The organism is Demequina sp. (assembly GCA_024707205.1).
Classification (GTDB): domain Bacteria; phylum Actinomycetota; class Actinomycetes; order Actinomycetales; family Demequinaceae; genus Demequina.
On sequence record JANQAD010000001.1, the window covers coordinates 1,991,825 to 2,017,863 of the forward strand.

The window sequence follows — 26,039 nt, forward strand, 5'->3', positions numbered from 1 at the left end:
AGGCGTGGCTGCAATCGGTGAACCGCTCGTCGGGTGCGTCGTGGTGATCACGGCGGACCGTCGCAAGCGCGAGCTCGCCGCCGCCCTCGAGCGGCGCGGAGCCATCGTGCGTCACGCGCCCGCGCTGTCAACCGTCTCCCACCTCGACGACCACCTGCTGGTCCGCAAGACCCGCGGGATCATCGCCGAGCCCCCGGACGTCGTGGTCGCCACCACGGGGATCGGCTTCCGCGCGTGGGTGGAGGCCGCGGATGCGGCGGGGCTTGCGGATGAGTTGCTGGGCGTGCTCGGACGAGCCCGGCTCATCGCTCGGGGTCCCAAGGCGCGCGGGGCGATCCAGGCCGCCGGGCTTGAGGCGGACTGGGTGGCCGAGTCAGAGACGGCGGCCGAGTTGCGCGACTATCTTCTGGCAGAGGGGGTCAGCGGACGGAGGATCGCGGTGCAGCACCACGGCAACGGCTCCGACGGCCTCGACGAGGCGTTCGCTGCGGCCGGCGCGGACGTGGTGGGGCTCGTGGTGTACGGCTGGGGACCGCCGCTCGATCCCGCCGCTCACGTGGAGTGGCTCCGGGCCGCGGCGAGCGGCCACTGTGATGCGGTGCTGTTCACCTCGGCTCCTGGCGCCAGCGCATGGGTCGCGGCGGCTCGTGAGCTTGACGTTCTGACGGGCATCCGCGAGCGTGCGCTCGCGGGGGAGCTGCTGCTGCAGTGCGTGGGGCCCGTGACGGCGGAGCCGCTCGCGCTTGAGGGCCTTCCCGTGCACTATCCGGACCGTTGGCGGCTCGGTGCCCTCGTGCGCGACGTGGTGCGGCACTATGGCGACGAGCAGTTGGCTCGCCCCACACGGGCGGGTTCACTCGTCATCCGTGCGACCACCGCGGTACTGGACGGCAAAGTGCTGCCGGTGTCGCCGTCGGGCTTCGCCATTCTCAAGGCCCTCGCCGCGGCGAACGGATCCGTGCTGACCCGAGAGCAGTTAGGCGAGATCATGCCGTCCGGCCAAAGCGGTGCGCACGCGGTTGAGGCGGCCGTCAATCGACTGCGTGAGGCGTCGCAAGCGCGAGCTCTGGTGCGGACGGTCGTGAAGCGCGGATACGCGCTGGCGGTGGCCGCATGAGCGCGCCGATCCTGATTCTGTGCGCACACGGAACGCGCGACCCAGCTGGCCAGGCGTCCGTGCGCGCGGTGGCCGAGAGCGTTGCCGAGCGCCTCGGCGTTGAGGTGTGCACGGCCTACGTAGATGTCCAGGAGCCACACCTCGACGAGGTGGTGCTCGGCATCCCCGAGAGCGCGGAGGGGATCGCGGCGGTGGTGGTGCCGTACCTCTTGGCGGGCGGCTATCACGTGCACGTGGACATCGCCAATGCGGTGCTTACCAGGCCCGACGTTGTGGCGGCTCTCCCTTTGGGTCCCGATCCGCGGCTCATCGCCATTGTGCGGGACCGGGTCGCGGAGGCAGCCGTGCAACCCACTGCGACGCTCGTCCTCGCGCCCGCGGGCAGCTCCGATGCGAGGTCTCAAGCGGACACGGAGAAGACCCTGGATGCGCTGCGCCTCGCGTGGGACGGGCCGGTGCGCGTCGGCTATGCAGCAGGCATCGAGCCGACCGTGGCGCAAGCCGTCGAGGCCGCTCGGGCCAACGGCGAGTACGAGGCGGACTCGGACGTGGCGGTGGTCTCCTACCTGCTCTCACCCGGGTTCTTCCAGGACCGGCTGGGGCAGGCGGGAGCGGACCAGGTGACCGAGCCGCTCGCCCCCGATGAGCGGCTCGTGGACATCATCGCCGACAGGTATCGTGACGCAGGTGGAACCTGATCCGTTCGTGAGGCAGCGGGCCCTCGCGGGCTTCGCCGGTGAAGGGCAGTCCGCGCTGAGCCGGGCACGCGTCGCGATCGTCGGCGTCGGGGGCCTCGGGTGCCCCGTTGCCCAGTACCTGGCCGCGGCGGGCGTTGGAGCGCTGACGCTCATCGACTCGGACTCGGTGAGCATCACCAACCTCCATCGCCAGGTGCTCTTTGGGCCGGATGACGTTGGGCAGCGCAAGGTCGATGTCGCCGCCTCCGCGCTGCGCTCTCGCGCCCCATGGACCGCGGTCACCCCGCTCGACGCGCGCCTCTCGGACGCCACCGCCGGGGGCGTCCTCGCGGGCCATGACGTCGTCGTGGACGCCACCGACACGTTCGCGAGCCGACGCATCGTCGCGAGCGCGGCGGCCGCGAACGGAACTCCGCTCGTGTGGGGAGCGGTGAACGGCTGGCACGGCCAGGTCACGGTGTTCGACGCGAGCATCGGGCTCGACGACGTCTTTCCCGAGGATCCGCCGCTCGAGCTCGACGCATGCGAGAACGCGTCGGTCCTCGGCACGCTGTGCGGTCAGGTCGGCACCGCAATGGCCACCGAGGTCGTCAAGGTCGTCACCGGTGCGGGCGCGCCGCTTGTCGGCACCCTCGCGATCCTCGACGCCCGCTCGGGGCGCTGGCGCGAGGTCGCCGTCAAGCCCGCCGTGCCCGTGAAGCGCCCCACCCATGCGTGACGTCGCCGCCCACGCCGCCGCCGCTCGCGCGCTCGTGAGCCCGCTTCCCGTTGTGTCCGTGCCGCTCGACGACGCGCTTGGGCGCGTGCTCGCCCACGATGTGGTGGCCCTGTGGTCCAGCCCTCCGTTCACGAACTCGGCGATGGATGGCTATGCCCTGCTTGGGGCCGACGCTGCGGCAGCGAGCGCGGACGCTCCCGTTCTCTTGACCCTCGTGGGTGAGTCGGCGGCCGGGCGGCCCTTTGAGGGCACCGTTTCTGCGGGCCAGGCGGTGCGCATCATGACGGGAGCCGTGGTCCCCGAAGGGGCCGACGCCGTTGTTCCCATCGAACGCGCGAGCGACGACGGCGCGGTGGTGAGCGTGCGGGAGGCGCCGCGGCCCGCGGCGCACATTCGGCGCGTTGGCGAGGACGTGGGAGAGGGGGACACCGTGCTCAAGGCGGGCACCGTGCTCACTGCCGCCCGCCTCGCCGCCGCCGCCAGCGTCGGGCATGCCAACGTGCCCACGCGACCGGCCGCTGTTGTGGCCATCCTCGCCACGGGCGACGAGCTCGTGGCTCCGGGCGTGGTGCCGGGGCCCGGCCAGATCGCCGATTCGAACTCCGTGGTGCTCGCGGGGCTCGTGCGTGCCGCGGGGGCGACCGTGCTCCGCCTCCCGCACACGAGCGACGACCCCGAGGCCCTCCTCGATGCGCTTCATGGCGTGGAAGCCGACCTCATCGTCACCACGGGCGGCGTCTCCAAGGGCGCGTACGACGTGGTGAAGGGCGCGCTTGCGCCTCGCGGCGTGGACTTCGTAGACGTTGCGATGCAGCCCGGCAAGCCACAGGGCCTCGGGCTCGTGAACGGTGTGCCCATCGCGTGCCTGCCAGGGAACCCGGTCTCCGTGCTGGTGTCTTTCGCGGTCGTCGTTCGCCCCATGCTGCGCGTGCTGCAGGGCGAGGCGGATCCGTCCCCCGCACCGCGGTGGCCGCAGAAGGCTGGAACTGCCCCGCGGGCAGGCAGCAGTACATGCCCGTGCGCTGGGTGGGGGACGGGGAGGCGGGTCGCGGTGAGGTGGCGCCCGCGACCGCCCGCGGATCGGGCTCCCACCTCGTGGCGAGCCTCGCCAAGGCGGAGGCGCTCGCCGTGATCCCTGCAGAGACGGACCAGGTTCGCGCTGGCGATACCGTGGTGGTCATGGAGATAGGCGGATGAGCGAGTTCGTGCACCTCGACGATGCGGGCCACGCGCGAATGGTCGACGTCACGGCGAAGCAGCCGACGGTGCGGGCCGCGACCGCTCGCGCCTTCGTGGAGGTCGGCGCTGACGTGGTGGCCAGGCTTCGCGACGGCTCCGTTCCCAAGGGAGACGCGCTCGCGGTGGCGCGCGTGGCCGGCATCCAGGCGGCGAAGCGCGCCCCGGACCTCATCGCTCTCGCGCACGTCATCGGCGTGCATGGGGTGGAACTGGACCTGGAGATCCGCGACGGCGGCGTGGAGATCACCGGCACCGTGCGCACCGCGGACCGCACGGGCGTGGAGATGGAGGCGCTGACGGCAGTCTCCGTGGCCGCCCTGAACGTGATCGACATGGTCAAGGGCCTCGATCGCCGGGCGGCGATCCGGGACGTGGAGCTGGTGTCCAAGGAGGGCGGCAAGTCCGGGACATGGCGGCGCTGACGCCCCCTGACGTTGACTACGCCGCGATCGTGTTGAGCGGCGGCCGCGCCCGTCGCCTCGGCGGCGCGTCGAAGCCCGATCTCGTGGTCGGCGGCGAGCCGCTCCTGGTGTCAGCGCTCAAGGCGGCCGCGGGCGCTGCGGCGACCATCGTCGTCGGACCGCCAAGCGCCCACCACCCGCCGGAGCTGACTACCAGGGAGGACCCTCCAGGCGGCGGTCCGGTTGCCGCCATTGCCGCCGGTCTGGGCCTGGTTGGGGACGCCGAGTGGGTGCTCGTGCTCGCGTGCGATACGCCCCGGGCGGCAGCCGCAGTGCCGGTGTTGCTCGCGGCGGCGAACAGCGGGCCCGACGCTGTTGTCGGGTTCGCGGATGGCCACCGGCAGCCTCTTCTCGCCCTATACAGGAGGGACGCCCTCGCGTCCGCGCTTGCCGTCATGGACGTGGAGTCCGCGTCCATGAGGGCGCTGCTTGACGGTCTCGACGTGGTCGAGGCGGAGCTGCCTGAGGGGGCCGCGAAAGACCTGGATACGTGGGAAGATGTTGAGCAGGCACGAAGGGAGTTCTCATGACTGGGGACAGCGTTCTTGACGCGTGGGTCGCGGCACTCGCGAAGAAACTTGACGTGGATCTCGGCGACCTGGACGTGCAGGCGATCCTCGATGTGGCCCGCGATGCCGCGCACAATGTGATGCGGCCCGGCGCCCCCATCGCGACCTTCATGGTGGGCTATGCCTCGGCGACCCGAGGTGGCGGTCCTGAGGCCATTGCGGCCGCGGGCGAGGCCGTGAGCGCTGCCGCCCTCGCCTGGCCGCAGGGCACGCCCCAATGACCAGAGTGCGCCTCTTTGCCGCGGCCGCGGAGGCTGCGGGCGTGGACGAGCTGACGGCCGACTTCGCGACTCTCGCGGAACTCGAGCGTGACCTCGACGAGCGCTTCGGAGACGCGTTCGCGCGCATCCGCACCCAGTGCTCCGTGATGGTCGACGGCGAACGCAGCACGGGCGACCGTGCCCTCGCCGCGGGTCAGACCGTGGACGTGCTGCCCCCGTTCGCAGGCGGCTAGTCGGTCACCTCGAATACGCCCTGCGCGCCCTTCTCGCTCAGGCTCATGGCGTGGTTGACGAACGCGTAGTGGCCGGGCTCTCCCGCGGTGAACTCCACGAAGCCGCCCTGCGCCGGCAGCAGCGGCAGCACTTGAGCGCCCGTGGTGCCGGTGTCGACGCCCTCGGTCCAGACCCGATCGAACTGCTCTCCAACCACATGGAATGACAGCGCCTCGTTCGGGCCGGCGTTGAGCACCCACACGCGCACCCGCTCGCCCGAGCGCACGGGCAACGGGTGCTCCACGTACTGGAACGCGCGGCCGTTGAACGCCATCACGTCGGGGGCGAGCGCGGCCAGCTTGTCCGTGTTCGCGGGCTCGCCGTTCGCGCCCAGGTAGATCTCGGATTCCACCAGCACGTAGGAGCGATCCACGGGAGTCAGATCATCCGGCTCGATCACCACCGCCCCGAACATCCCGCTCGCAATGTGCTGCGACATGGGCATCGTGGAGCAGTGATACATCCAGATACCAGGCCTATCGGCGGTGAATGCGTAGACGAGGCTCTCGCCGGGCTCAATGGTGCGCATCGGTTCGTCTGGAGCGAGCTCGCCCGCGTGGAAGTCGATCGAGTGCCCCATCGTGCCGTCGTTGACCAGGGTCACGCGGAACGTGTCGCCCACCTTGCCGTGAAGAATCGGTCCGGGTGTGGTGCCGTTGTAGGTCCACACGGCGCGCGTGACGCCCTCCGCGATCGTCTCCGTGCTCTCGGTCACGGTGAGGGTGACGTCGTGAACGGTGCCGGGCTCCAGGGACGGCAGTGCGGCGTCCCTCGCGGGGGTTAGCGCGGCCTGCTCCATGAGCGCCGCCATCGTCGGCGCGGAGACGGCGGCGTCGTCCGTGTGCGACGGGCTGGGGCTCGCGCCGCCCACCGCCACGATGTCGAGGCTCATTCCCATGGCACGGTGGCCCGCGATGGTGCACCACGCCTGAGTGCCGGCGGTGATGACTCCGGCGTCCACCGTGCCGCTCTCGCCCGGCGCCAGGCGATCGGTGCCTACGCCAGACGCGAGCACCAGATCGTGCACCGCGTCCCCCGTGTTCTCGAACGTGATGACCAGGCGGTTGCCCGCGGGCACCTCGATGCGGTTGGGCACGTAACTCATTCCGGCCACCTTGACCGTCACCGTCGTCGTCTGGCCGGTTGTAGTGCCCGACGCTGTGGTTCCCGGCTCGCTGCCGCCCCGCTCTGCGGTGGCCCACAGCAGCGCGGCGAGGGTGACGAGCACCACCGCGAGCACCCCGATCACCGCTTGCGCGACCCGGTTCGCGCGCTGTTCGGTCATGACTCCTCCGTAGGGGTCACGGGCGGCCGCGTGCCGAGCGGGGGCAAAGGCTCGAATGCATCTTCGCGGTGCGCGCGGCGGGCCTTAGCCTGGCGAGCGCCGGCGGCGGCCAAGGCAACGACGTCGGCCGCGAACGTGAGGATCACGAGCAGCCACCACGCCCACCGCGCGGCGGAGCCGACGCCGATCGTCACGGCGAGCGCGACGAGGGCCACGTTCCGCACCACGAGCCGCGCCGTGGCGAGCGTCTCGATGGTTGCGATCCCCGTGCGCACGGGCGTGGGGCCGCCGCCAACAACGACGGGTAGCAGGTACGAGAGGGCTCCGACGAAGATCTGCGCCACCGACGCGGCCCCGATGACCGGAATCCACTGGACGGCGGACTGCTGAGCCGCAGCAGCGTCGGGCGCCCTGGCGATGAGAACCGCGAAAGCCGCGATGCCGAGCCCGCCCCAGGCAACGCCGGCGACCATGGACCACGCCGCGTACTCGCGTGGGCCGCGCCGCGCCGTCGCCTTCGCGAGCGGGAGGCCGATCCACGCGCCAAGCCCAATGCCGTAGACCGCGAGCGAGACGCCGGCCACGACGGTCCAGCCCGCGAGCACGGAAACGGCGGCCACACCGACAGCCGCCACGAGGAAGGGGAGCGCTCGCACCGCGGAAGGCGCGGCGTCGTCCTCCATCTTGGTGCGCAGCACCGTGGGGCCGAGCGTCACGAGCGTGCCCGCGATCGACAGCCCAAGCCAGCCGCACACCATGAGCAGCGAGTGGGCGAGAGCCCAGCGGTCGAGGGCGTCGGAGATCCAGGCCGGCGCGTGAGCGTCGAGGGTGCCTACGGCCAGCACGCCGGCGACCGCGCACCCCGCCACGAACAGCGCGGCGGCTGCCACGTAGAAGCGGATCACCGCCCGGAAGCGAGAGCCAAGCGCGGTGCGGCTCGCGGACGCGAGCGCCCAGCCGTGCCACGCGACCGCGGCGCCCACGAGCGTGGCCGCCGCGACCACGAGCGGGATCACGCCCGCCCACATGCCCGCCACGAGGGCCACGAGCGAGGCGTTGAAGGCGATGGCGCGGATGAAGGCATCGCGAGCCCCGCCGCGGTAGTCGGGCGGCAGGCGAAGGATACCGCGGGCGAAATACCAGGACCATTGCATGATCCCGTTGGTCAGGACGCCCAGGGTGACGAGGTGAATCGTGGTCCACCACGCCTGCGGCACGTCCACCGTTGAGGTCACCACGAGTGCCGCGCACACGATAGCGGCGATCATCCATACCGAGGTGATCCTGTCGGTGCGGGGGCGTCGTGAACGGCGCGCGGGAGTGTTTGTGGTGGGCACTGCTTGTCCTTACGGGTCTGGTCAGCCGCCGATGGCGCTCATGGGACGGGATGGCTGCACAAACGCGGGGTCGTCGATGCCGTGGCCGGGGCGCTTGGTCGCCACGCACGCGATCATCGCCTCGGCGATGCGGTCGTCGTCGGCGCCCTCGCGCAAGAGGGTGCGCAGGTCGGATTCCTCGTGGGCGAAGAGGCAGTTGCGGAACTGGCCGTCCGCGGTGAGGCGCACGCGGTCGCAGCGCTCGCAGAAGGTGCGGGTCACGGAGGCGATGACGCCAACCGTGACGTCCGCGCCCGCGATCGCCCATTCCTCGGCCGGGGCGGTGCCGTGGATGCCGAGCGGCGTGAGCTCAAAGCGGCGGGAGATTGCGGCGAGGATCTCGTCTGCCGTCACCATCTCCTCGCGGCGCCACGTGTGCCCCGCGTCGAGCGGCATGTGCTCGATGAAGCGCATCTGCAGGCCGCGGTCCACGGCGAACTGCACCAGGTCCGCGATCTCGTCGTCGTTGACACCGCGCATAATCAAGGCGTTGAGCTTGATTGGCGCGAATCCGACGGCGCGGGCCGCCTCGATCCCTGCGAGCGTGTCCGCGAGCCGGTCTCGCCGCGTGAGCTCGATGAACCGCGCCCGCTGCAGCGTGTCCAGCGAGATGTTGACCCTGTTGAGCCCGGCGTCGCGCAAAGGAGCGGCGAGCGACGGCAGCCGCAGCGCGTTGGTGGTGAGCGAGAGATCGAGCGGTCCGTCAGGGGTGGTGATCGCCGCGAGCTCGGCGACCACGTCGACGATCGCGGGCCGCAGCAGCGGCTCTCCGCCGGTCAGCCGCACCTCGCGGACGCCGAGCGAGACGGCGATGCGAGCGAGCCGCACCAGCTCGTCGGTCGTGAGGAGGGTGGAGGATGCCAGCCACGGCACGCCGTCGGCCGGCATGCAATACGTACACCTCAGCGAGCAGCGGTCGGTGAGCGAGATGCGCAGGTCCGTGTGGACCCGTCCATAGCGATCTACCAGGCGATTCATGCGAGGCCCACCCAGCTGTGGGAGCCGTCGGCCATGATCTCGCGCTTCCAGATGGGCAGTTCGGCCTTGATGCGTTCCACTGCCTCTCGGCACGCGTCGAAGGCGGCCGCCCGGTGGGCGTGCGCCGCCGCGGCGACGATTGCGGGCTCTCCCACCGCGAGCGTCCCCACGCGATGGGACAGGGCGATGACGGCGCCGTGCGCCCGCTCGACCTCGGCGACGATCCGCTCGAGCACGGCGGCCGCATTGGGGTGCGCCGAGTACTCGAGCGCGGTCACCACCCCCTCGACGCTCGGATCGTGGTCCCGCACGAGGCCCACAAAGGTCGCCACCGCGCCGTGGGACGGATCGCTCACAGCGGCGACGTGCTCATCGAGGGACAGCGGCAGCGCGCTGAGCGCGGCGATCGCGGGCATCAGTGGTCACCGCCGTCCAGCTGCTCGATCGCGTGGGCGAGCACATCCGGAAGCACCTCGAGCGCAGACGCCACTGCGGACGGCGCGCCGGGCAGATTGACCACGACCGCGGGCCGTGGGCGCGCGGTGACGCCGGCGAGCCCGCGCGACAGCGCCACGAGCGGGGTTCGCCCAGCGTCGCGCTGCCGCAGCAGCTCAGGAATGCCGGGCAACTCGTGCTCGAGCAGGGGGGCGGTGGCCTCGGGGGTCGCGTCCCGCGGCCCCACCCCCGTGCCGCCCGTGGTCACCACCGCTCTGGCGCCCGACGCTATGGCCCCCTCGATCGCCAGCCTCACCTCGGTGACGTCGTCACCGACGGTGACCAGGTCCGTTCTGGCCCCGCGGTGGGCGAAGGTCGAGGCGATCACTGGTCCCGTAGCGTCGGGCCTCTCGCCGGAGGCGGCACGATCGGAGACGGTGACGATGGCGACGTGTAGGCCGTCAAGGGAGGGGGTATTGGCAATCACTCTTGGCGGCGCTCCTAGTCCCTGCGCGTGGGTTCCCAGCCGCGCCGCGGAGCGCGCGCGCCCGTGGGGTACTGGTCGCGGGTGCGGTACACGATGTACGGCCTGGCGACGTACTGGATCGGCGCGGACAGGGCGTGCACGAGGCGCGTGAAGGGCCAGACCGCGAAGAGCACGAAGCCCGCGATGGCGTGGGCCTGGAAGATCATGGGCGCGGACGCCATGAGCTCTGGCTGGGGCTGGAACAGCAGCACCGAGCGCAGCCACACGGAGACGTCCTCGCGGTAGTTGTGGCCCTCGCCGAAGATGCCGGACGCGTACCAGGACGCGGTCACGCCGAGCAGGATCGCGGCGCCGAGGAACAGGTACATGGCCTTGTCGTTGGCGGTGGTGCGCTGGAATACCAGGGCACTTGTGCGGCGACGGTAGACGAGCATGACGAAGCCCACGAGCGCAGCCGCGCCCGCGGCGAGCGACATCGGCAAGGTGAGCATGTGGTACGTATGCTCGTCGAGGCCGAGCGCCTCCGTCCAGGTCTCGGGAATGAGCAGCCCCAGCACGTGGCCGAACGCCACAAAGATGATGCCGTAGTGGAACAGCGGCGACGCGATGCGCATGAGCCGCTTCTCGTAGATCTGGCTCGACCGCGTGGACCAGCCGAACTTGTCGAAGCGGTAGCGCCACACGAGGCCCACGATGAGGATCGCGAGGCACACGTATGGCAGGGCCGTCCACAGCAGCAGCGAGCCGGTGGGCAGGTCGGTGGTGGTGGTCGCGGCAAAGACGGCGCTCATGATGCTGCTCCGGTGGGTGTCAGGGCGTCCGACGCGTAGGGGCGCGGCGCGGTGGGGAACGGCTCCAGGCCAACCGTCTCGACCGGCGGTCCCGTGCGCGCGAGCTCCGCCATCCGCCTCGCGATCTCCGGCGTCATGGCGGGAAGGGTGGCGAGCACCGCGTCGATGACGCGGGCATATGGCGACTGGGCCTTCGTGAGCGCCTCGCGCATGAGCCCCATCCCCACGCGGTTCTCAACGAGTAGCGCATCTCCGGTGAGCTGGTTGCCGATCGCGGCGAATTCGAGCACCACCGCCAGGTGGTCGGGAAGCTCCTCGTCTCCGAACTCGAAGCCGGAGGAGAGGTACGCCTGCTTGAACCGCAGCAGCGCGAACCCGCGGTTGCGGGTATCGCCGTCTGTCCAGAAAGAGAGGTACAGGGCGGTGCGGCGGCGCATGTCGAAGGTGTCGACATAGTGGCGCTGCGCCTCGACGAAACCCACCTCGTCAAGCCAGGCCACAGCGTCGGACAGCGGCGCGCGCGTGGCCTCCGGCAGCTCGGCAACGGCGGCGCGAATCTGGGGCAGCCGCTCCGCGAGCTGCTCGTCCGGGTACCACAGCAGCCAGGCCGCGCACAGGCGGGCGGCGGCGGTGAGGTCCGTCATGGCCGTTCCTCCGATTCCTTGCGAATGGGCGGCATGCCAAGCGCGACGCCCTTGCCGTCCCAGTGCGGCAGATTGACCGACGCCGTGGTCACCAGGGACTCGCGGCGCTCCTGCTCCACGCCCTTGAGCACGTGGAAGGAGTCCGCGGGCAGCACGTTGGGGTGGGAGGCGTGCGCCTCGGGGCCGTTCCCGCCGGGGCCGCCGACCGAATCCAGCGAACAGGTGAGGTCGTCGAGCTCGCGTGCCACCTCGGCGTGGGCGGCAGGAATGACGTAGCGGTCCTCGTACTTTGCGATCGCGAGCAGGCGATACAGCTCGAGGATCGCGGTCTCGTCGAGCCCCACCGCGGCCGGGATCTCCGGCTTGGTGGCGTTGCCCAGGTTGTGGTCGCGCATGTAGGAGCGCATCGCGGCCAGGGTGTCCAGAGAGCGCAGCACGGGCGCCGGGTCGCCGGCCGTGAAGAGCTCTGCCAGGTACTCAATCGGGATGCGCAGGGACCGCAGCGCGCCGAAGAGGCTGCCCGCGTCCTCGCCGTCGTGGCCGGTGTCCCGCAGCGCCTCGGAGACGGGGGACAGCGGCGGGATGTACCAGACCATGGGCATGGTGCGGTACTCGGGGTGCAGCGGCAGTGCCACGCGGAACTCCTTGGCGAGGCGGTAGACGGGAGAGCGGCCTGCCGCCTCGATCCAGTCCGCGGGGATCCCGTCGCGGGCCGCCGCGGCCTGCACCGCGGGGTCATGCGGGTCCAGGATCAGGTCAAGCTGCGCCTCGTAGAGGTCCTGCGGGTTGGGGGTCGCGGCGGCAGCGGTGACCTTGTCCGCGTCATACAGGAACAGGCCCAAGTAGCGCAGGCGCCCAACGCACGTCTCGGAGCACACCGTGGGGAGCCCTGCCTCGATGCGCGGGTAGCACAGCGTGCACTTCTCGGCCTTGCCGGTGGCGTGGTTGAAGAACACCTTCTTGTAGGGGCAGCCGGTGACGCACATGCGCCAGCCGCGGCACGCATCCTGGTCCACAAGCACGATGCCGTCTTCCGCGCGCTTGTACATCGCGCCTGACGGGCACGCGGCCACGCAGGCCGGGTTCAGGCAGTGCTCGCAGATGCGCGGCAGGTAGAACATGAACGCCTGCTCGTACTCGAACTTGACGCGGTCCGTCACCTTGTCCTTGATCGCCTTGATGACGGGGTCGCCGCCCGCGGTCTCAGGGGCGCCCGCGAGGTCGTCGTCCCAGTTCGCGGACCACGTGATCTTCATGGGCTTGCCCGTGATCGCGGACTGCGGCTGAGCCACGGGGGAGGTGCGGCCCTGAGGGGCCGTCAGCAGGTTGTCGTAGTCATAGGTCCACGGCTCGTAGTAGTCCTCGACGCCGGGGAGCTTGGGGTTGGCGAAGATCGAGGCGAGGCGCTTGACGCGGCCTCCTTGGCGCAGCTTGAGCTTGCCGCGCTTGGTGAGCACCCACCCGCCTTGCCACTTCTCCTGGTCCTGGTAGGTGCGCGGGTATCCGAGGCCGGGCCGCGTCTCCACGTTGTTGAACCACGCGTACTCCATGCCGTCACGGTTGGTCCACGCCTGCTTGCACGTCACCGAGCACGTGTGGCACCCGATGCACTTGTCGAGGTTCATCACCATCGCCACTTGGGCCATGACCTTCATCAGTACGTCACCTCCTGCGACCGACGGCGGATGACCGTGACCTCGTCGCGCTGGTTTCCGGTTGGGCCTAGGTAGTTGAAGGCGAAGGACAGCTGCCCGTAACCGCCCACCACGTGCGTCGGCTTGATCATGAGGCGGGTGAGCGAGTTGTGAATACCGCCGCGGTGGCCGGAGGTCTCCGCGATCGGAACATCCACCACGCGGTCCTTCGCGTGGTACATGAACACCGTGCCCGCGGGCATTCGGTGGCTGACGACCGCGCGCGCAACCACAACGCCGTTGCGGTTGTACGCCTCGATCCACTCGTTGTCCTTGACCCCGATGGCCGCGGCGTCCTCGACGCTCATCCATAGGTCAGGGCCGCCTCGAGACAGCGACAGCATGTACTGATTGTCCTGGTAATTCGAGTGAATGGACCACTTCGAGTGAGGCGTCAGATAGCGCACCGTCACCTCCTTCTCGCGACCCTGGCCCTGGTCCCCGTACATGCGGTGCATGTTGAGCGGTGGCCGGAACGTGGGCAGGTTCTCGCCCATCTCCGCCATCCAGTCATGGTCGAGGAAGAAGTGCTGACGGCCCGTGAGCGTGTGCCACGGCTTGAGGTGCTCCACGTTGATCGTGAAGGCTGTGTAGCGTCGGCCGCCGTGCTCGGAGCCGGACCACTCCGGCGACGTGATCACCGGCACCGGCCGCGACTGCGTGTCCGGGTAGGTGATGCGCTTGCCCTCCTCCTCGAGCGCGAGGTGGGCCAGATGCTGACCCGTGCGCTTCTCGACGTTCCGGAAGCCCTCCACCGCCACGCGCCCGTTCGTGGTGCCGGAGAGCGCGAGGATAGTCTCGCACCCGTGCACCGCGGTGACGAGAGACGGGCGCCCGGCCGCCGGGCCGTCGGCTATTACGCCGTTGAGCTGGGCGAGCCGCTCAACCTCTGGCGCCACGTTGACGGCGACGCCCTTGGTGAGCGTGCCCAGCTTCTCCATGAGCGGGCCGAGCGCCGACCACTTGGCGCCAAGCTCCGTGTAGTCGCGCTCCACGAGCACAAACTTGGGCGCCGTCTTGCCGGGAATCAGGTCAACCTCGCCCGCCTTCCAGTCCTTGACCACGCCGCCGGGCACGCTCATCGCGTCCGCGGTGTCGTGAAGCAGCGGCACCGCCACGAGGTCCGTGACCTTCTCGATGTGGCCGGGAGCCAGCTCGGAGATCGACTCGGCGAGCTCGCGGAACGTGTCCCAGTCGCTCTTGGTCTCCCACGGCGGGTTGATCGCCGGCGTGAACGCGTGCACGAACGGGTGCATGTCCGTGGACGCGATGTCGTTCTTCTCGTACCACGTGGCCGCGGGCAGCACGATGTCGGAGAACAGCCCGGTGGACGTCATGCGGTAGTCGAGCGACACCAGCAGGTCCAGCTTTCCCTCCGGCGCCTCGTCGCGCCATTTCACGTCCCGCGGCCGCAGCTCCTCCGGGCTGTCCTCGGCCGTCACGGCCGAGTGCGTGCCGAGGAGGTGGCGCAGGAAGTACTCGTTGCCCTTCGCGGACGAGCCCAGCAGGTTCGCCCGCCACACGGTGAGAATGCGCGGCCAGTTGTCCTCGGCGTCGGGGTCCTCGATGGCGAAGCTGGTCTCGCCGGAGAGCAACTGCTCCTTCATGAACTCGCCGGGCTGCTTGCCCGACGCTGCCGCGAGTTCTCCCAGTTCCAGGCTTGAGCGGTTGAAAGTTGGGTAGGACGGCATCCACCCCGAGCGCGCCGACTGGGCGAGCACGTCCATCGAGTGCTGGCCCTCGAACAGTCCCTTGCCGAGCGGCGACGAGATGTCTCTCGGCATCATGCCGTCGTAGCGCCACTGGTCGGTCTGCGTGTAGTAGAAGCCGGTGCCGATCATCTGACGCGGGGGCCGCGCCCAGTCGAGGCCGAAAGCGAGCTGCGCCCATCCGGTCACCGGACGACACTTCTCTTGGCCCACGTAGTGCGCCCAGCCGCCGCCATTGACTCCCTGGCATCCCGTGAGCGTGATGAGCGCGAGGAAGGTGCGGTAGATGGCGTCGGAGTGGAAGTAGTGGTTGGTGCCGGCGCCCATGAGGATGAGCGAGCGGCCACCGGAGTCCTCGGCGTTCTGCGCGAACTCGCGGCCAACGCGGGCGGCGGCGTCCGCAGGCACGCCCCGTGATCTCCTCTTGCCACGCGGGAGTGTAGGGAGAGGGGTCGTCGTATCCGGTTGGCCACTCGCCGGGGAGGCCGTCCCTGCCGACGCCGTACTGCGCGAGCATGAGGTCGAAGACGGTGGTGACGAGGGCGGGCCCGTTGGCCGTCTCGAGCGTGGCCGAGGGCACGCCGCGGCGCAGCACTCCGCCGCGCTCGTCGGTCTCCTGGCCCGTGTCAAAGCGGGGCAGCAGCACCTCCGAGGTGCCCGTTCCGCGCGCTCCGTGGAGGCTCAGGGCGGGGTCGACCCCCTCGAGGTCCAGGTTCCACTTGCCCTCGCCCTCCTCGCCGAACCGGAAGCCGAGGCTGCCGTTCGGCACGGCGGGCCGGCCCGTCGCGGAGTCGATGAGCACCGTCTTGAAGGCCGCGTTCTCGCTCGTATCTCCGAGGTCCGCGGCGGTGACGAACTTCCCGGGCACGTACGCGCCGTCCCGCTCCTCAAGGGTGACGAGGAACGGCAGGTCCGAGTAGCGCTTCACGTAGTCGACGAACCGAGGCACGGTGCGCTCCACGAAGAATTCCTTGAGGATGACGTGGCCCATCGCCATCGCGAGCGCGCCATCCGTGCCCGGGTGGGGGTTGAGCCACTCGTCCGCGAACTTGGTGTTGTCCGCGTAGTCGGGGGAGACCACCACCACCTTCTGGCCGCGGTAGCGAGCCTCCGTCATGAAGTGCGCGTCCGGGGTGCGCGTCACGGGAACGTTGGATCCCCACATGATGAGATAGGCGGCGTTGAACCAGTCCGCGGACTCAGGGACGTCCGTCTGGTCGCCGAATACCTGGGGCGATGCCACCGGAAGGTCCGCGTACCAGTCGTAGAACGACAGCATCGAGCCGCCCATCAGCGAGATGAAGCGGGCGCCGGCCGCGTGGGACGCCATCGACATCGCCGGGATGGGGGAGAAGCCGAAGACCCGGTCCGGGCCGTGCTCCATGAGCGTGTGCACGTGGGCCGCGGCGATGATCTCCTTGACCTCGCTCCAGCGGGCGCGCACCAGCCCGCCCTTGCCGCGGGCCCGCTGGTACATGCGCCTGGTCTCGGGATCGCTCACCACGGCCTTCCACGCCGCCACGGGGTCTGCGTGCTCCGCCTTCGCGTTGCGGTACGCGTCGAGCAGCGTTCCGCGGATGTACGGGTACTTCACCCGCGTGGGGGAGTAGGTGTACCAGGAGAATGCGGCGCCTCGGGGGCAGCCGCGGGGCTCATACTCTGGGCTGTCAGGGCCGGTGCTCGGGTAGTCGGTCTGCTGCGTCTCCCAGGTGATGACGCCGTCCTTGACGTAGACCTTCCAGGAGCAGGAGCCCGTGCAGTTGACTCCGTGCGTGGAGCGGACGATGCGGTCGTGGCTCCACCGATCGCGGTAGAAGACGTCGGCGCCGCGCCCGCCCTCGAGCGTGACCGTGCGCATGTCCTCGGCGACGGTTCCCGGGTGGAAGAAGCGGCCCGCCTTGACGAGCAGGCTTGCCGCCGCGTCCGGGTTTCCTGTTGCGGTGGTGCCCGACGCTGTGGTGGTCATGGCTGCTCCTTGGTGGGTGGGCGTGGGGTGGACGACGGTGCGATGGCGATGCGTGTGGGAACGGTGTCCGGTCGATTGAGGCGGGCGCGGCACACACCCGGCCGCACCCAGACGTCGAAGCCCTCGAGCGTCACGGGCTGGCCGGTGCGCTTGAGCAGGTTCGAGACGAGTTCGGCGTGGATGGTGCAGATCATCGGGTGGTCGTCGATGAGGCTCGCGTACGGGCACTCGGACATCGTGATGGTGTCGCCCACCTCGTCGGTGTGCGCCTTGAATCCGGCTCTCTGGAGCGACTCCACCGCTCGGGCCACCGCCTCGTCTAGGTCGCGCGCGGTGCCGACTTGGGGCACTGAGGAGGCCCAGCGTCGGGCCGTCTCGATGGCCACCTCATCCTCCATACTTGCCACTACTGCGCGAGTGAGGAACTGTTCCAGTTCATCGTATGGCTCGGCGGCGGCGGCGGAGGGCGTGTAGAGGACTTTGGGGCGGCCGCGACCCGCGGCGGCCGCGGTGGTGCGCGTCACGAGATCGGCGGCGACGAGAACGTCGAGGTGGTGGCGCGCGGTGTTGACGTGCAGATCGGTTGCAGCGGCGATGTCCTCGATGGCGAGGGCCTCATCCGCGGCGAGCAGAGCGTCGACGATCGCACGGCGCGAGCCCACGAGAACGCTCGAGTGCGGCGCCTTCGGCGAGCCGAGCGCGACGAGGCGCCGGAGTGCGCCCTCGAGCTCCTGGCTGGACGTTGCCATGCCACCTTCCTACCACTATTCCCACCGTTAGAACATTAAAACTACATCAATTGACGATGGTGAAAAACCATGTATCGTTTCCACCGAGGGAGGCAGGACAGGTGGCGTCACGGCGCCACCGCGCGACAAGCCGGGGCGCCGCCCCGATACTTGAGACAAGGATCAATGATGACCACTTCCGTTGAACGCAAGGGCTGGATCCAGGATTGGGACCCTGAGTCCAACTGGAACTCCAGGTTCGCTTGGCGCACCCTCATCATCACCACTTTCAGCCTCACGCTGTGCTTCATCGTGTGGTTCCTGGTCTCCGCCATCGCGCCCATGCTCAACGAGCTCGGCTTCGACATCTCCGAGCAGCAGCTGTACTGGCTCACGGCCATGCCGGGACTCGCCGGCGGCCTGCTGCGGATGGTGTGGATGTTCCTGCCTCCGGTGCTCGGCACCCGCAAGCTCGTGACGTACACCACGGCACTGCTGCTGGTGCCGATCATCGGCTGGTCGCTCGCGGTGCAGAACCCGGACACCCCCTACTGGGTGCTGCTCGTCTTCTCGTTCTTCACGGGCATCGGCGGAGGCGCCTTCGCGGGCTTCATGCCATCCACGTCGTACTTCTTCCCGCGCGCCAAGGCGGGCACGGCGCTGGGGATCCAGGGCGGAGTGGGGAACTTCGGCGTCTCGATCGTCCAGCTCGCGACCCCGTGGATCGTGGGCTTCATGCTGCTTGGCGGCGCGTTCGCCGGAATCATTGGCGCACCCCAGGAACTCACCGATGAGACCACGGGCCAGGTGCGCGAAGTCTGGTACCAGAACGCGGGCTACGCGTGGTCCTCTCTCACGGTGATCGGCGCGGTGCTTGCCTGGCTGCTGCTGCGCTCCGTGCCCGTTGGGGTCAGGAGCGTGCGCGAACAGCTGGGCGTTTTCCGCGACAAGCACACCTGGATCATGACGCTGCTGTACGTGGTGACCTTTGGCGCCTTCTCTGGCTTCGCGGCGATCTTCGCGCTGCTCATCAGGAACTACTACGGCGCCTCGGTGTTCGGGGACGAGGGCATCGATCCCCTCAAGTACGCGTTCCTTGGTGCACTCGTTGGCTCGGCCGCGCGCGTGCTCTTTGGGCCCGTCGCGGACAAGCTGGGCGGCGGCAAGGTGACGATGATCGCGTGCGTCGGCATCGCGCTCTCGTGTGCGTACACGGCGTTCCAGCTCAGCCCGGAGTCCGCGAGCGAGTTCCCCAAGTTCCTGTGGGGCATGCTCGCGATCTTCTTCTTCGCGGGCATGGGCAATGCGTCCACGTTCAAGCAGATGCCGAGCATCTTCGAGCGCAGCCAGTCCGGAACGGTGATCGGGTTCACCTCGGCGATCGCCGCGTTCGGGCCGTTCTTCTTCTCGATCATCCTGGTGGCCGTGCCGGCGCCCTTCCTGTTCTGGTGGTGGGTGTTCTGCGCGGCGAACGCGTCCGCGATGTCGTGGTTCTACTACGCGCGCGCAAAGGCCGAGCGCCCGTCCTAGGCGGGGCAGGTTCACCCTCGCCCGTACGCACATGAGCGTCGGAATCGGTGCTGCCTGCTTGCCCGTACGCACATGAGCGTCGTATTCGATGCTCAGACCGACGCCCATGTGCGTACAAGATCCGCGACGTCCGCTATGCCGCTCTGCGCGCGAGGCCGGACCGGACCGCCCTGAGCACGGTCCGCCGCACCCACTCTCGCCGGTAGAGAAGGTCGTGCATCGTGAAGTGGAGCACCGCGTAGCCGTCGGACACGAACTCGTTGTCGCGCATCCGATCCTTCTCGCGCTTCTTGGCGCCTCCGTGGTACTTCCAGCCGTCGAGCTCGATCACCACCCGTGCCTCGCGATGAAGCACGTCGGGCGTGCGATCACGACCTGCGATCTCCATCGGCTCTTGCCACTCCAGGTCGGCAAACTCGGGTCCGATCAGCACCTCGGTCTTGGCCAGCACCTCGAGCGGCGACGTGGCACCGTCTTTGAAGTGAGCGAGCAACCTGAGCAGTTGGCCCCGCGCGACCAAAGTGGGTTGACTCCGCTGAGCCTCGAGCAGTTGGCTGGCAGTGCACAGGCCATCCCACAGAGCGAGGTACACCTGCTCTTGTCGACGCCCCGGCGTTGCCTGACGCCATGCATCGAGTGCTGCCGCGGCTGGCGGTGTGCAGCGTATTCCACGGACTGTCGCCACGTCGTCGTCCAGATAGGCGGATCGCACGCGAAGCCATTTCGGCGCACGCGACCGCGTGTGATGCTGCACGACGACCATCGCACCCCTCGGCGCCGTCTCATCACCGCGGTGAATCGCGAGCGCCAGTTCGCCGGTGACGACGGCTTGCGGCCACCAGGCGTTGAGCGCTGATCCCACCGCCTCGGGACTTCCCAGGTGTTCCCGCGCCACATAGACACCGGGCAGGACGCGCCGGAGCACTCCCTCACGGACCGCGCGCTCCAAAGCGGCCCGGGAGAAGCGTTCGAGAAGATCCGCCGCACGATGCGCGGTCGGGGCACGGCGCACGAACACCGCCAACTCCCGGTAGCCAAGGCGTGTGGTGGGCTGGGACATGCGGAAACGGTGGTCCCCACACGTGGCACGGCGCAAGGCATCATCTCGGATCTGTGGATAAGCGCCCGACCGCATCTTGGTCCACAGGCGGGCTCCCTGCGGCGGCGCGGCTCGGGCAGGCCCATATCCCGTACGCACATGAGCGTCGAAACAAGGCTCATTTCCGACGCTCATGTGCGTACGGGGCAACGGGGCCGACGCTCATGTGCGTACGGGGCAACGGGGCCGACGCTCATGTGCGTACCGGGTCACGGGCGGCCCGACGCTCACACGGAGTAGGCGGCGCCCGTCGCCTTGACGCGGAAGAAGACCGCATCGCCAGGGCGAGGCAGCGGCCCGGCGACGGGATCGAGATCGGCGGCCAGTCGCGACCCGTGGACCCGCACCAGATCACCATGGGGTTCGAGCGCGGTGACGACGTCCGCGATTCCCGTGGTGTCGACGGCGATGTCCCGGGGGTGCACGGCGATCGCGGCGGTCGCGCCTTCGGCGACCGCCTCGGTCTCGCACGCCACGAGCTCTCCTGAATCGAGCCGCACACCGCCCGGCTCCGGGCTGCCCTTAATCAGCACGCGACCAGCCATGCGCGCGGCGAACGGCGTGCGCGGCTTGGTGAGCACGCGCGCCACGGGGCCGGACTCCACCACACCGCCCCCTCGAGCACCGCGATATGGCTCGCGAGCGCGTACGCGTCGAGTGTGGTGTGCGTGGCGATGATCGCGGTGAGCCCGGCCAACTCCTCCGCGAGGAGCGCGCGGATAGACGTCGCCGCCTCGAGGTCGAGGCCCGCGAAGGGCTCGTCGAGGAGAATCACCTCAGGCGAACTGGCGAGCGCGCGGGCGATCGCCACGCGGCGCGCCTGACCGCCGGACAACTCGGTGGGTCGCCGCGTCGCGAGGTCCGCCGCCCCCACCCGCTCAAGCCAGGACCGTGCGAGCTCCCGCGCCGGCTCTCGCTTCATGCCTCGGGCTCGAGGCGGGAACGCCACGTTGTCCACCACGCTCATCGTGGGGAACAGCTCGCCCCGCTGGGTGACAAGCGCCACCCTCTCGGGCGCCGCGGGGGTGACCACAGCGTCGGGCAGCAGGCCGGCGAGGGCCTCGAGGATAGTGGTCTTGCCGGAGCCGTTGGGACCCAACAGGGCAAGCACGCGGCCCGACGCCACACTCACCTTCGCGTCGATGCCTCGCCCGGGCGCGGTGACGGTGAAGGCCAGGTCGCCGGTCACTGGGAGGTACCTCGGGTCAGGGGTCGGTAGGCGACCGCAACCACAGAGACAGCCACGATGAGCAGCAGCAGGGACAGCGCCACAGCGACATTCGGGTCCACCTCGCGCTGCAGGTAGATTTCGAGCGGCGCCGTGCGCGTGACGCCCTCTAGGCTGCCCGCGAACGTCAGCGTGGCGCCGAACTCTCCGAGCGCTCGCGCGAAGGCGAGCACGGTGCCCGCGGCGAGCGCGGGCCCCAGCGCCGGCACGGTCACCCTGAACAGTGTGCGAGTCCGGGAGGCGCCGTACATTCGCGCGATCGCCTCGTTGCGCGTGCCCCGAGCGGCCACGGCCGATTCGGTCGTGAGCACCATGAACGGCATCGCCACGAACGTCTGGGCGAGCACCACGGCCGTGGTGGTGAAGGCGATGGTGATGCCCCAGTGCTCGAGGGTGGAGCCCAGCAGCCCGCGCCGCCCGAACGCGTACAGCAGCGCAAGGCCGCCCACCACGGGCGGCAGCACTAGCGGCGCGAGCACGAGCGCGCGCAGCACCGGCCGCCACCGCGAGCGCATCACGGCGAGCGCGTAGCCCAGGGGCGCTCCGAGGATCAGGCAGGCCACCGTGGCCAGCACGGCCGTGCGCAGGCTCAGCCCCAGCGCGGTGAGTGCGCTGGGGCTGGTGACCTGATTGCCGAAGTCGCTCCAGTCCACGCGGGCGAGCACGCCCGCGATAGGCAGCAGGACCAGCACCGCCCCACCTACGGCGAGGGCGGCCACCCATCGGGGCAGGGGAGAGCGGGTCACGACGCGGGGAGGAACCCTGCCGCCGCGAGCACTTCCTGGCCGTGCGCGGACTGGACGAACTCGATGAACTTCGCGGCAGCGTCGGCCGCATCGCCGGTGTCCATGACGGCGATCGGGTACTTGTTGATCGCGGCTGCGGCGCCCTCGATGGTGACGCCCTGGACTCCCGTTGCCCGGTTGATGTCGGTGACGTAGACCAGACCGGCGTCGGCCTGGCCCTCGGCAACCTTGCCGAGCACGTCGGTCACGTTCGCCTCCTCCGAGGCGGGGCTGACGTCGATGCCTTCGGCCTCGAAGAGCTTGAGCGCCGCCGAGCCGCACGGCACCTGCTCCGCGCAGATCACGGTGACGATGTCCTTGTTGGTGAGGTCCGCGAGCGAGGCGATGTTCTTGGGGTTCCCCTCCTCGACGGCGATCGTGAGCATGTTCTGCGTGAAGATCTGCGACTCGCCAACGATGTGCTCGCTCGCGACCTCCATCTGCTTCTCATTCGCCGAGGCGAAGACGTCCGCAGGGGCCAGCTCGTTGATCTGCGCGGCGAGGTCCGAGCTGCCCGCAAAGTTGAACGTGACCTTCACGCCGGGGTTGTCGGCCTCGAACTCCGTGGCCAGTTGGGTGAACACGTCGGTCAGGGAGGCTGCGGCATAGACGTCGAGCGTCACCTGAGTGACGGGGGCCGACGCTGTGGCGGTTGGGGTGGGGCTGTTCTCCTCCGCGGGGGTGGAGCAGGCGGCGAGGGTGAGGGCCGCCGCGCCAACGAGGGTCGCGGCAAGGATGCGCTTCATTGATTCGTCTCCGGTGTCTCGATGATGACGGTGGTGGATTTGATCACTGCAGTGGCTACTGAGCCGGGTTCGAGGACTAGATCGCGTGCCGCCTCCGCGCTCATGAGCGACACGACGCGGTAGGGCCCGCACTGCAGGTCCACTTGCGCCATGACGCCGTCGATCTGCACGTTGGTGACGATCCCCGTGAAGCGGTTCCGCGCACTGCGGCGCACCTGGTTGGGGTCGTCCACCGGCTTGTCCCGGGCGGCGAATGCAGCCACGTGCATGCCGTCGACCAACCGCCTTCCGGCCTCGTCGGTGATGGTGGGCACGTTCTCGGACTCGATCCAGCGACGGATCGTGTCGTCGCTGACGCCCACGAGGCGCGCGGCCTCGGATATTCGCAGATGCGGCATGAAGTCGACAATAGCGCCGCATCTGCGATTTTCACAACTTCACACGTCCGTCGTGTTATTTGTAACGCTGGCGCAACCGCCGTTCCGTGACGCTATGCCATTCACTAGAGTTGGCCGCGTGCGACCGGCTCCGTGGTTCCGCTCCCGGCCGGAGTGGTTCTGGGACACGCTTGGCGCGGTCGTATTCGCCGCGATCTCGCTCATCCCCGCCCTGAGTCAATACGGGCTCGCGCTCGGGGAACTGGCGACGAGGCAGTCGGATGCCTGGCACGTCGCCCTGATACTGCTGGAGACGCTCCCGCTCGCGGCGCGGCGCATTGCGCCCGGTTGGGTGCTCGCGGTGGTGGGTGCAGCGTTCTTCGCGGACCAGGCACTCGGCTACCCGCCCTCGCCAGCGGGTTTGGGTCTGCTGGTCGCCCTGTACTCGGCCGGCGCGCACCTGATCCGTCGCCGATGGCTCGCGGTCACGATCGGTGTGCTCGCCTACGTCGCCTTGGCCGTGGTGCTGACCGACGCGGGCTCGCGGGAGCGGCCCTGGGAGTTTGCGACCTTCGCGCTCGTGCTTGTCGCGGCGTGGGCAGGCGGCAGCGCGGTGCGGCTGAGCGCCGCCGCGTCCCTGTCCCGGGCCGAGCGCGCGGCACGCGACGCCGCACTCGAGGAGCGAGACCGCATCGCGCGGGACCTTCACGACGTCGTGAGCCACCACGTCACGAGCATGGTGGTGCAGGCGGACTCCGCGGCGTTCCTGCTTCCCGCCGACGAGACCACGGTGCGGGGCCAGCTCGCATCGATAGCCGACGGCGGCAGGCGGGCCCTCGCGGACCTCCGGCAGCTCCTCGAGGTACTGGGCCCGGACGGGCCGGTGACGACGCCCGCGATCGGCGACCTCAACGACCTCGCCGAAGAGGCGAGGAGGGCGGGCCAGCACGTCGACGTCTTCGAGGCCGGTCTGCCCCACGGCACGGACGAGCTGCGGCTCGCCGTCTACCGCATCGTCCAGGAGGGCCTCACGAACGCGGTCAAGCATGCGCCGGGGACGAGCACGGAGGTCGCGGTGGCGTGGGGTGCCGCCCAGGTCACCGCTCGTATCAAGACCGCACGGCCCGACGCTGACTCGCCTCGCGCTGCCGCCCCACCTGGCTCCGGGCGCGGGATTGCGGGGCTCGCCGAGCGCGTTCGCCGGCTCGACGGCATCCTGACCGCAGGCGACGATCCGCTCGGTGGCTTCGTCCTCGAAGCCACCATTCCCGTCGAGCCGCGAGGTGCCCAGTGATTCGAGTCTTGATTGCCGACGACCAGGCCGTTATCCGGGCCGGGTTCGCGACCATCCTCGGCGCGCAGGAGGGCATCGAGGTCGTCGGCGAGGCCCGGAACGGTCGCGAGTGCGTGGACCTCGCCTCGCGGGTGCGGCCGGACGTCATCGTGATGGACGTGCGCATGCCCGTGCTTGATGGCATCTCGGCAACGAGAGAGCTTGCCGCCCCGGGGTCGTTGATCCACCAAGAGTGCTGGTAATCACCACATTCCAGCTAGACGAGTACGTCTACGAGGCATTGCGGGCTGGGGCGAGCGGCTTCCTGCTCAAGGACTCGAGCCCCGAGGTGCTCGTCGACGCCGTCCGCACCGTCGCCGCCGGCGAGTCGCTACTCGCGCCGAGCGTCACCCGCGCATTGCTCGGACGGTTCGCGGAGCGCGTGTCGGCTCCCACTCCGAACCCGGCCGCAGACCCGCTGCTCGCGCGGCTGACGCCCCGCGAGCTGGAGGTGTTCACCGCGATGGCGAGAGGCGATTCCAACGCCGAGATCGCCGAGGCGCTCGTGATCAGCAGGGAGACGGTCAAGACCTACGTGTCGCGGATCCTGCTGAAGCTCGAGCTCCGGGACCGGGTCCAAGCGGTCGTTTTCGCATACCGTAGCGGCCTGATGCACGCCGAGCGCTAGGCGGGTCGATCCCCCTCGCGGGGGATGCAAAGTGTCCACCGCCGGGCGATTCGCGGGAGTGCCCGCTGTCCATAGCGTCGGGCATATGACAACTACTGCACAGAAAAAGCCCGCCACTCGCTTCTTCCGCCACCCCCTGGTGTGGATGGTCGCGGGGGTCGTTCCCATCGTCGCGCTCTCGAGCCTGCTCGAGTCCGGTCCTCTCGTCGCCCTCCTCGCCACGGCGCTGTCGCTCGTCGCGTACTGGGCCGTCATGCGCTTCGTCGCGAAGCGGCCCATGCCTGAACTCGCGCGGCGCCACGCCCTTCGGGACTCGCTCACCGGGGTGGCGATCGGCGCGGGCTTCATCGTCGTGTCCATCGGCATCATCACCGCCCTTGGCGGCTACCACTTCACGTTCGACGGCGCGGCCGGCTTGCGCGCCCTGCCCGGTCTGGTGGTACTCGCCGGCGGCGGCGCGATCACCGAGGAGCTGATCTTCCGCGGCCTCGCCCTTCAGGCGATCGAGAAGCTCGCGGGCAGCTGGGTCGCGCTCGGCGTCACGGCGCTGCTCTTTGGATTGGCTCACGCCGCGAACCCGGGTGCGGGTCTGTGGAGTTCGGTCGCCATCGCGATCGAGGCCGGAGGCCTCATGGGGGCGGCGTTCCTCTGGCGGCGCAGCCTGTGGCTCGTGTTCGCGCTGCACGCCACGTGGAACGGACTCGAGCAGGCGTTTGGCATCCCCGTCTCCGGCCACGTGGACCCGGGCCTCGCCGTGGCCACGGTGCACGGCTCGGCTGCACTGACGGGCGGGGAGTTCGGTCTCGAGGCGTCGCTCGTGCCGGTGCTGATCAGCCTCGCGCTCACCGCGATCCTGATGTGGGCCGCACACCGCAACGGCCAGATTCGTCGTCCTGCGCGCAGCCGCAGGATCTAGGTGCCGCG

At 69.7% G+C, this 26,039-nt stretch carries 26 protein-coding genes and 3 pseudogenes; 13 read left to right on the forward strand and 16 right to left on the reverse strand.

The features are described from left to right. Positions 1-4: 4 nt before the first annotated feature. From NVV57_10190 to NVV57_10230, 9 genes and pseudogenes are all read left to right on the forward strand, one after another. The gene (locus NVV57_10190) at positions 5-1,117 is read left to right on the forward strand and encodes a uroporphyrinogen-III synthase (GenBank protein ID MCR6713027.1); all 1,113 of its coding nucleotides are present in this window, start codon (positions 5-7) and stop codon (positions 1,115-1,117) included. Further along, entirely contained in the window at positions 1,114-1,815 is a 702-nt protein-coding gene (locus NVV57_10195; GenBank protein ID MCR6713028.1) for a sirohydrochlorin chelatase, read from the forward strand. Before NVV57_10190 ends, NVV57_10195 begins: the two co-directional genes overlap by 4 nt. Further along, a complete protein-coding gene (locus NVV57_10200; GenBank protein ID MCR6713029.1) occupies positions 1,805-2,533 on the forward strand; it encodes a HesA/MoeB/ThiF family protein in 729 nt (242 codons plus the stop codon). The genes NVV57_10195 and NVV57_10200 overlap by 11 nt, the downstream gene beginning before the upstream one ends. Continuing rightward, a pseudogene (locus NVV57_10205) lies at positions 2,526-3,401 on the forward strand (molybdopterin molybdotransferase MoeA). The gene NVV57_10200 and the pseudogene NVV57_10205 overlap by 8 nt, the downstream one beginning before the upstream one ends. Positions 3,402-3,544: 143 nt before the next feature. Next, entirely contained in the window at positions 3,545-3,730 is a 186-nt protein-coding gene (locus tag NVV57_10210) for a hypothetical protein (GenBank protein ID MCR6713030.1), read from the forward strand. Further along, complete coding sequence (gene moaC, locus NVV57_10215) at positions 3,727-4,194, forward strand: cyclic pyranopterin monophosphate synthase MoaC (protein ID MCR6713031.1); 468 nt, start codon at positions 3,727-3,729, stop codon at positions 4,192-4,194. Before NVV57_10210 ends, moaC begins: the two co-directional genes overlap by 4 nt. Continuing rightward, a complete protein-coding gene (locus NVV57_10220; GenBank protein MCR6713032.1) occupies positions 4,182-4,763 on the forward strand; it encodes an NTP transferase domain-containing protein in 582 nt (193 codons plus the stop codon). Before moaC ends, NVV57_10220 begins: the two co-directional genes overlap by 13 nt. Next, complete coding sequence (locus NVV57_10225; GenBank protein ID MCR6713033.1) at positions 4,760-5,023, forward strand: DUF6457 domain-containing protein; 264 nt, start codon at positions 4,760-4,762, stop codon at positions 5,021-5,023. Before NVV57_10220 ends, NVV57_10225 begins: the two co-directional genes overlap by 4 nt. Further along, positions 5,020-5,256, forward strand: a complete 237-nt coding sequence (locus tag NVV57_10230; GenBank protein ID MCR6713034.1) for a MoaD/ThiS family protein — start codon at positions 5,020-5,022, stop codon at positions 5,254-5,256. The genes NVV57_10225 and NVV57_10230 overlap by 4 nt, the downstream gene beginning before the upstream one ends. Here the strand turns inward: NVV57_10230 and NVV57_10235 are convergent. The 10 genes and pseudogenes from NVV57_10235 to NVV57_10280 all read right to left on the reverse strand — a co-directional run bounded on the left by NVV57_10235 (position 5,253) and on the right by NVV57_10280 (position 17,410). Then, on the reverse strand, positions 5,253-6,581 hold the full coding sequence (locus NVV57_10235; GenBank protein MCR6713035.1) for a multicopper oxidase domain-containing protein: 1,329 nt from the start codon (positions 6,579-6,581) through the stop codon (positions 5,253-5,255). The genes NVV57_10230 and NVV57_10235 overlap by 4 nt on opposite strands. Then, positions 6,578-7,918 (reverse strand): hypothetical protein, encoded by a 1,341-nt coding sequence (locus NVV57_10240; protein ID MCR6713036.1) that lies wholly within the window; start codon positions 7,916-7,918, stop codon positions 6,578-6,580. Before NVV57_10240 ends, NVV57_10235 begins: the two co-directional genes overlap by 4 nt. Positions 7,919-7,939: 21 nt before the next feature. After that, positions 7,940-8,935, reverse strand: coding sequence for a GTP 3',8-cyclase MoaA (moaA, locus tag NVV57_10245; protein ID MCR6713037.1), 996 nt, complete (start codon positions 8,933-8,935; stop codon positions 7,940-7,942). Continuing rightward, the gene (locus NVV57_10250) at positions 8,932-9,351 is read right to left on the reverse strand and encodes a molybdenum cofactor biosynthesis protein MoaE (protein ID MCR6713038.1); all 420 of its coding nucleotides are present in this window, start codon (positions 9,349-9,351) and stop codon (positions 8,932-8,934) included. Before NVV57_10250 ends, moaA begins: the two co-directional genes overlap by 4 nt. Then, complete coding sequence (locus NVV57_10255) at positions 9,351-9,857, reverse strand: molybdopterin-binding protein (protein ID MCR6713039.1); 507 nt, start codon at positions 9,855-9,857, stop codon at positions 9,351-9,353. The genes NVV57_10250 and NVV57_10255 overlap by 1 nt, the downstream gene beginning before the upstream one ends. 14 nt (positions 9,858-9,871) lie before the next feature. Beyond that, a complete protein-coding gene (gene narI / locus NVV57_10260; GenBank protein ID MCR6713040.1) occupies positions 9,872-10,648 on the reverse strand; it encodes a respiratory nitrate reductase subunit gamma in 777 nt (258 codons plus the stop codon). Further along, positions 10,645-11,292 (reverse strand): nitrate reductase molybdenum cofactor assembly chaperone, encoded by a 648-nt coding sequence (narJ, locus tag NVV57_10265; protein MCR6713041.1) that lies wholly within the window; start codon positions 11,290-11,292, stop codon positions 10,645-10,647. Before narJ ends, narI begins: the two co-directional genes overlap by 4 nt. Then, positions 11,289-12,947, reverse strand: a complete 1,659-nt coding sequence (narH, locus tag NVV57_10270; GenBank protein MCR6713042.1) for a nitrate reductase subunit beta — start codon at positions 12,945-12,947, stop codon at positions 11,289-11,291. The genes narJ and narH overlap by 4 nt, the downstream gene beginning before the upstream one ends. Beyond that, positions 12,947-16,661, reverse strand: a pseudogene (locus tag NVV57_10275) (nitrate reductase subunit alpha). The gene narH and the pseudogene NVV57_10275 overlap by 1 nt, the downstream one beginning before the upstream one ends. Beyond that, positions 16,658-17,410, reverse strand: coding sequence for a helix-turn-helix domain-containing protein (locus NVV57_10280; GenBank protein MCR6713043.1), 753 nt, complete (start codon positions 17,408-17,410; stop codon positions 16,658-16,660). The pseudogene NVV57_10275 and the gene NVV57_10280 overlap by 4 nt, the downstream one beginning before the upstream one ends. 168 nt (positions 17,411-17,578) lie before the next feature. On the opposite strand from NVV57_10280, the gene NVV57_10285 reads away from it, so the two are divergent. After that, entirely contained in the window at positions 17,579-18,919 is a 1,341-nt protein-coding gene (locus NVV57_10285) for an MFS transporter (GenBank protein ID MCR6713044.1), read from the forward strand. 133 nt (positions 18,920-19,052) lie between these two features. Here NVV57_10285 and NVV57_10290 read toward each other — a convergent pair whose 3' ends face one another. From NVV57_10290 to NVV57_10315, 6 genes are all read right to left on the reverse strand, one after another. Continuing rightward, the gene (locus NVV57_10290) at positions 19,053-19,937 is read right to left on the reverse strand and encodes an endonuclease domain-containing protein (protein MCR6713045.1); all 885 of its coding nucleotides are present in this window, start codon (positions 19,935-19,937) and stop codon (positions 19,053-19,055) included. A gap of 308 nt (positions 19,938-20,245) precedes the next feature. Beyond that, positions 20,246-20,551 (reverse strand): hypothetical protein, encoded by a 306-nt coding sequence (locus tag NVV57_10295; GenBank protein ID MCR6713046.1) that lies wholly within the window; start codon positions 20,549-20,551, stop codon positions 20,246-20,248. After that, complete coding sequence (locus NVV57_10300) at positions 20,545-21,207, reverse strand: ATP-binding cassette domain-containing protein (GenBank protein ID MCR6713047.1); 663 nt, start codon at positions 21,205-21,207, stop codon at positions 20,545-20,547. Before NVV57_10300 ends, NVV57_10295 begins: the two co-directional genes overlap by 7 nt. Further along, entirely contained in the window at positions 21,204-21,992 is a 789-nt protein-coding gene (locus NVV57_10305; protein ID MCR6713048.1) for an ABC transporter permease, read from the reverse strand. The genes NVV57_10300 and NVV57_10305 overlap by 4 nt, the downstream gene beginning before the upstream one ends. Next, on the reverse strand, positions 21,989-22,777 hold the full coding sequence (gene modA / locus NVV57_10310) for a molybdate ABC transporter substrate-binding protein (GenBank protein MCR6713049.1): 789 nt from the start codon (positions 22,775-22,777) through the stop codon (positions 21,989-21,991). Before modA ends, NVV57_10305 begins: the two co-directional genes overlap by 4 nt. After that, positions 22,774-23,175: a helix-turn-helix transcriptional regulator gene (locus NVV57_10315; protein MCR6713050.1), complete on the reverse strand. Its 402-nt coding sequence runs from the start codon at positions 23,173-23,175 to the stop codon at positions 22,774-22,776. The genes modA and NVV57_10315 overlap by 4 nt, the downstream gene beginning before the upstream one ends. Positions 23,176-23,293: 118 nt before the next feature. Between NVV57_10315 and NVV57_10320 the strand changes: the two genes are divergently transcribed. The 3 genes and pseudogenes from NVV57_10320 (at position 23,294) to NVV57_10330 (ending at position 26,031) form a co-directional block, all read left to right on the forward strand. Further along, positions 23,294-24,448, forward strand: a complete 1,155-nt coding sequence (locus NVV57_10320) for a histidine kinase (protein MCR6713051.1) — start codon at positions 23,294-23,296, stop codon at positions 24,446-24,448. After that, a pseudogene (locus NVV57_10325) lies at positions 24,445-25,115 on the forward strand (response regulator transcription factor). The gene NVV57_10320 and the pseudogene NVV57_10325 overlap by 4 nt, the downstream one beginning before the upstream one ends. An 85-nt stretch (positions 25,116-25,200) precedes the next feature. Further along, positions 25,201-26,031 (forward strand): CPBP family intramembrane metalloprotease, encoded by an 831-nt coding sequence (locus NVV57_10330; protein ID MCR6713052.1) that lies wholly within the window; start codon positions 25,201-25,203, stop codon positions 26,029-26,031. Positions 26,032-26,039 lie beyond the last annotated feature (8 nt).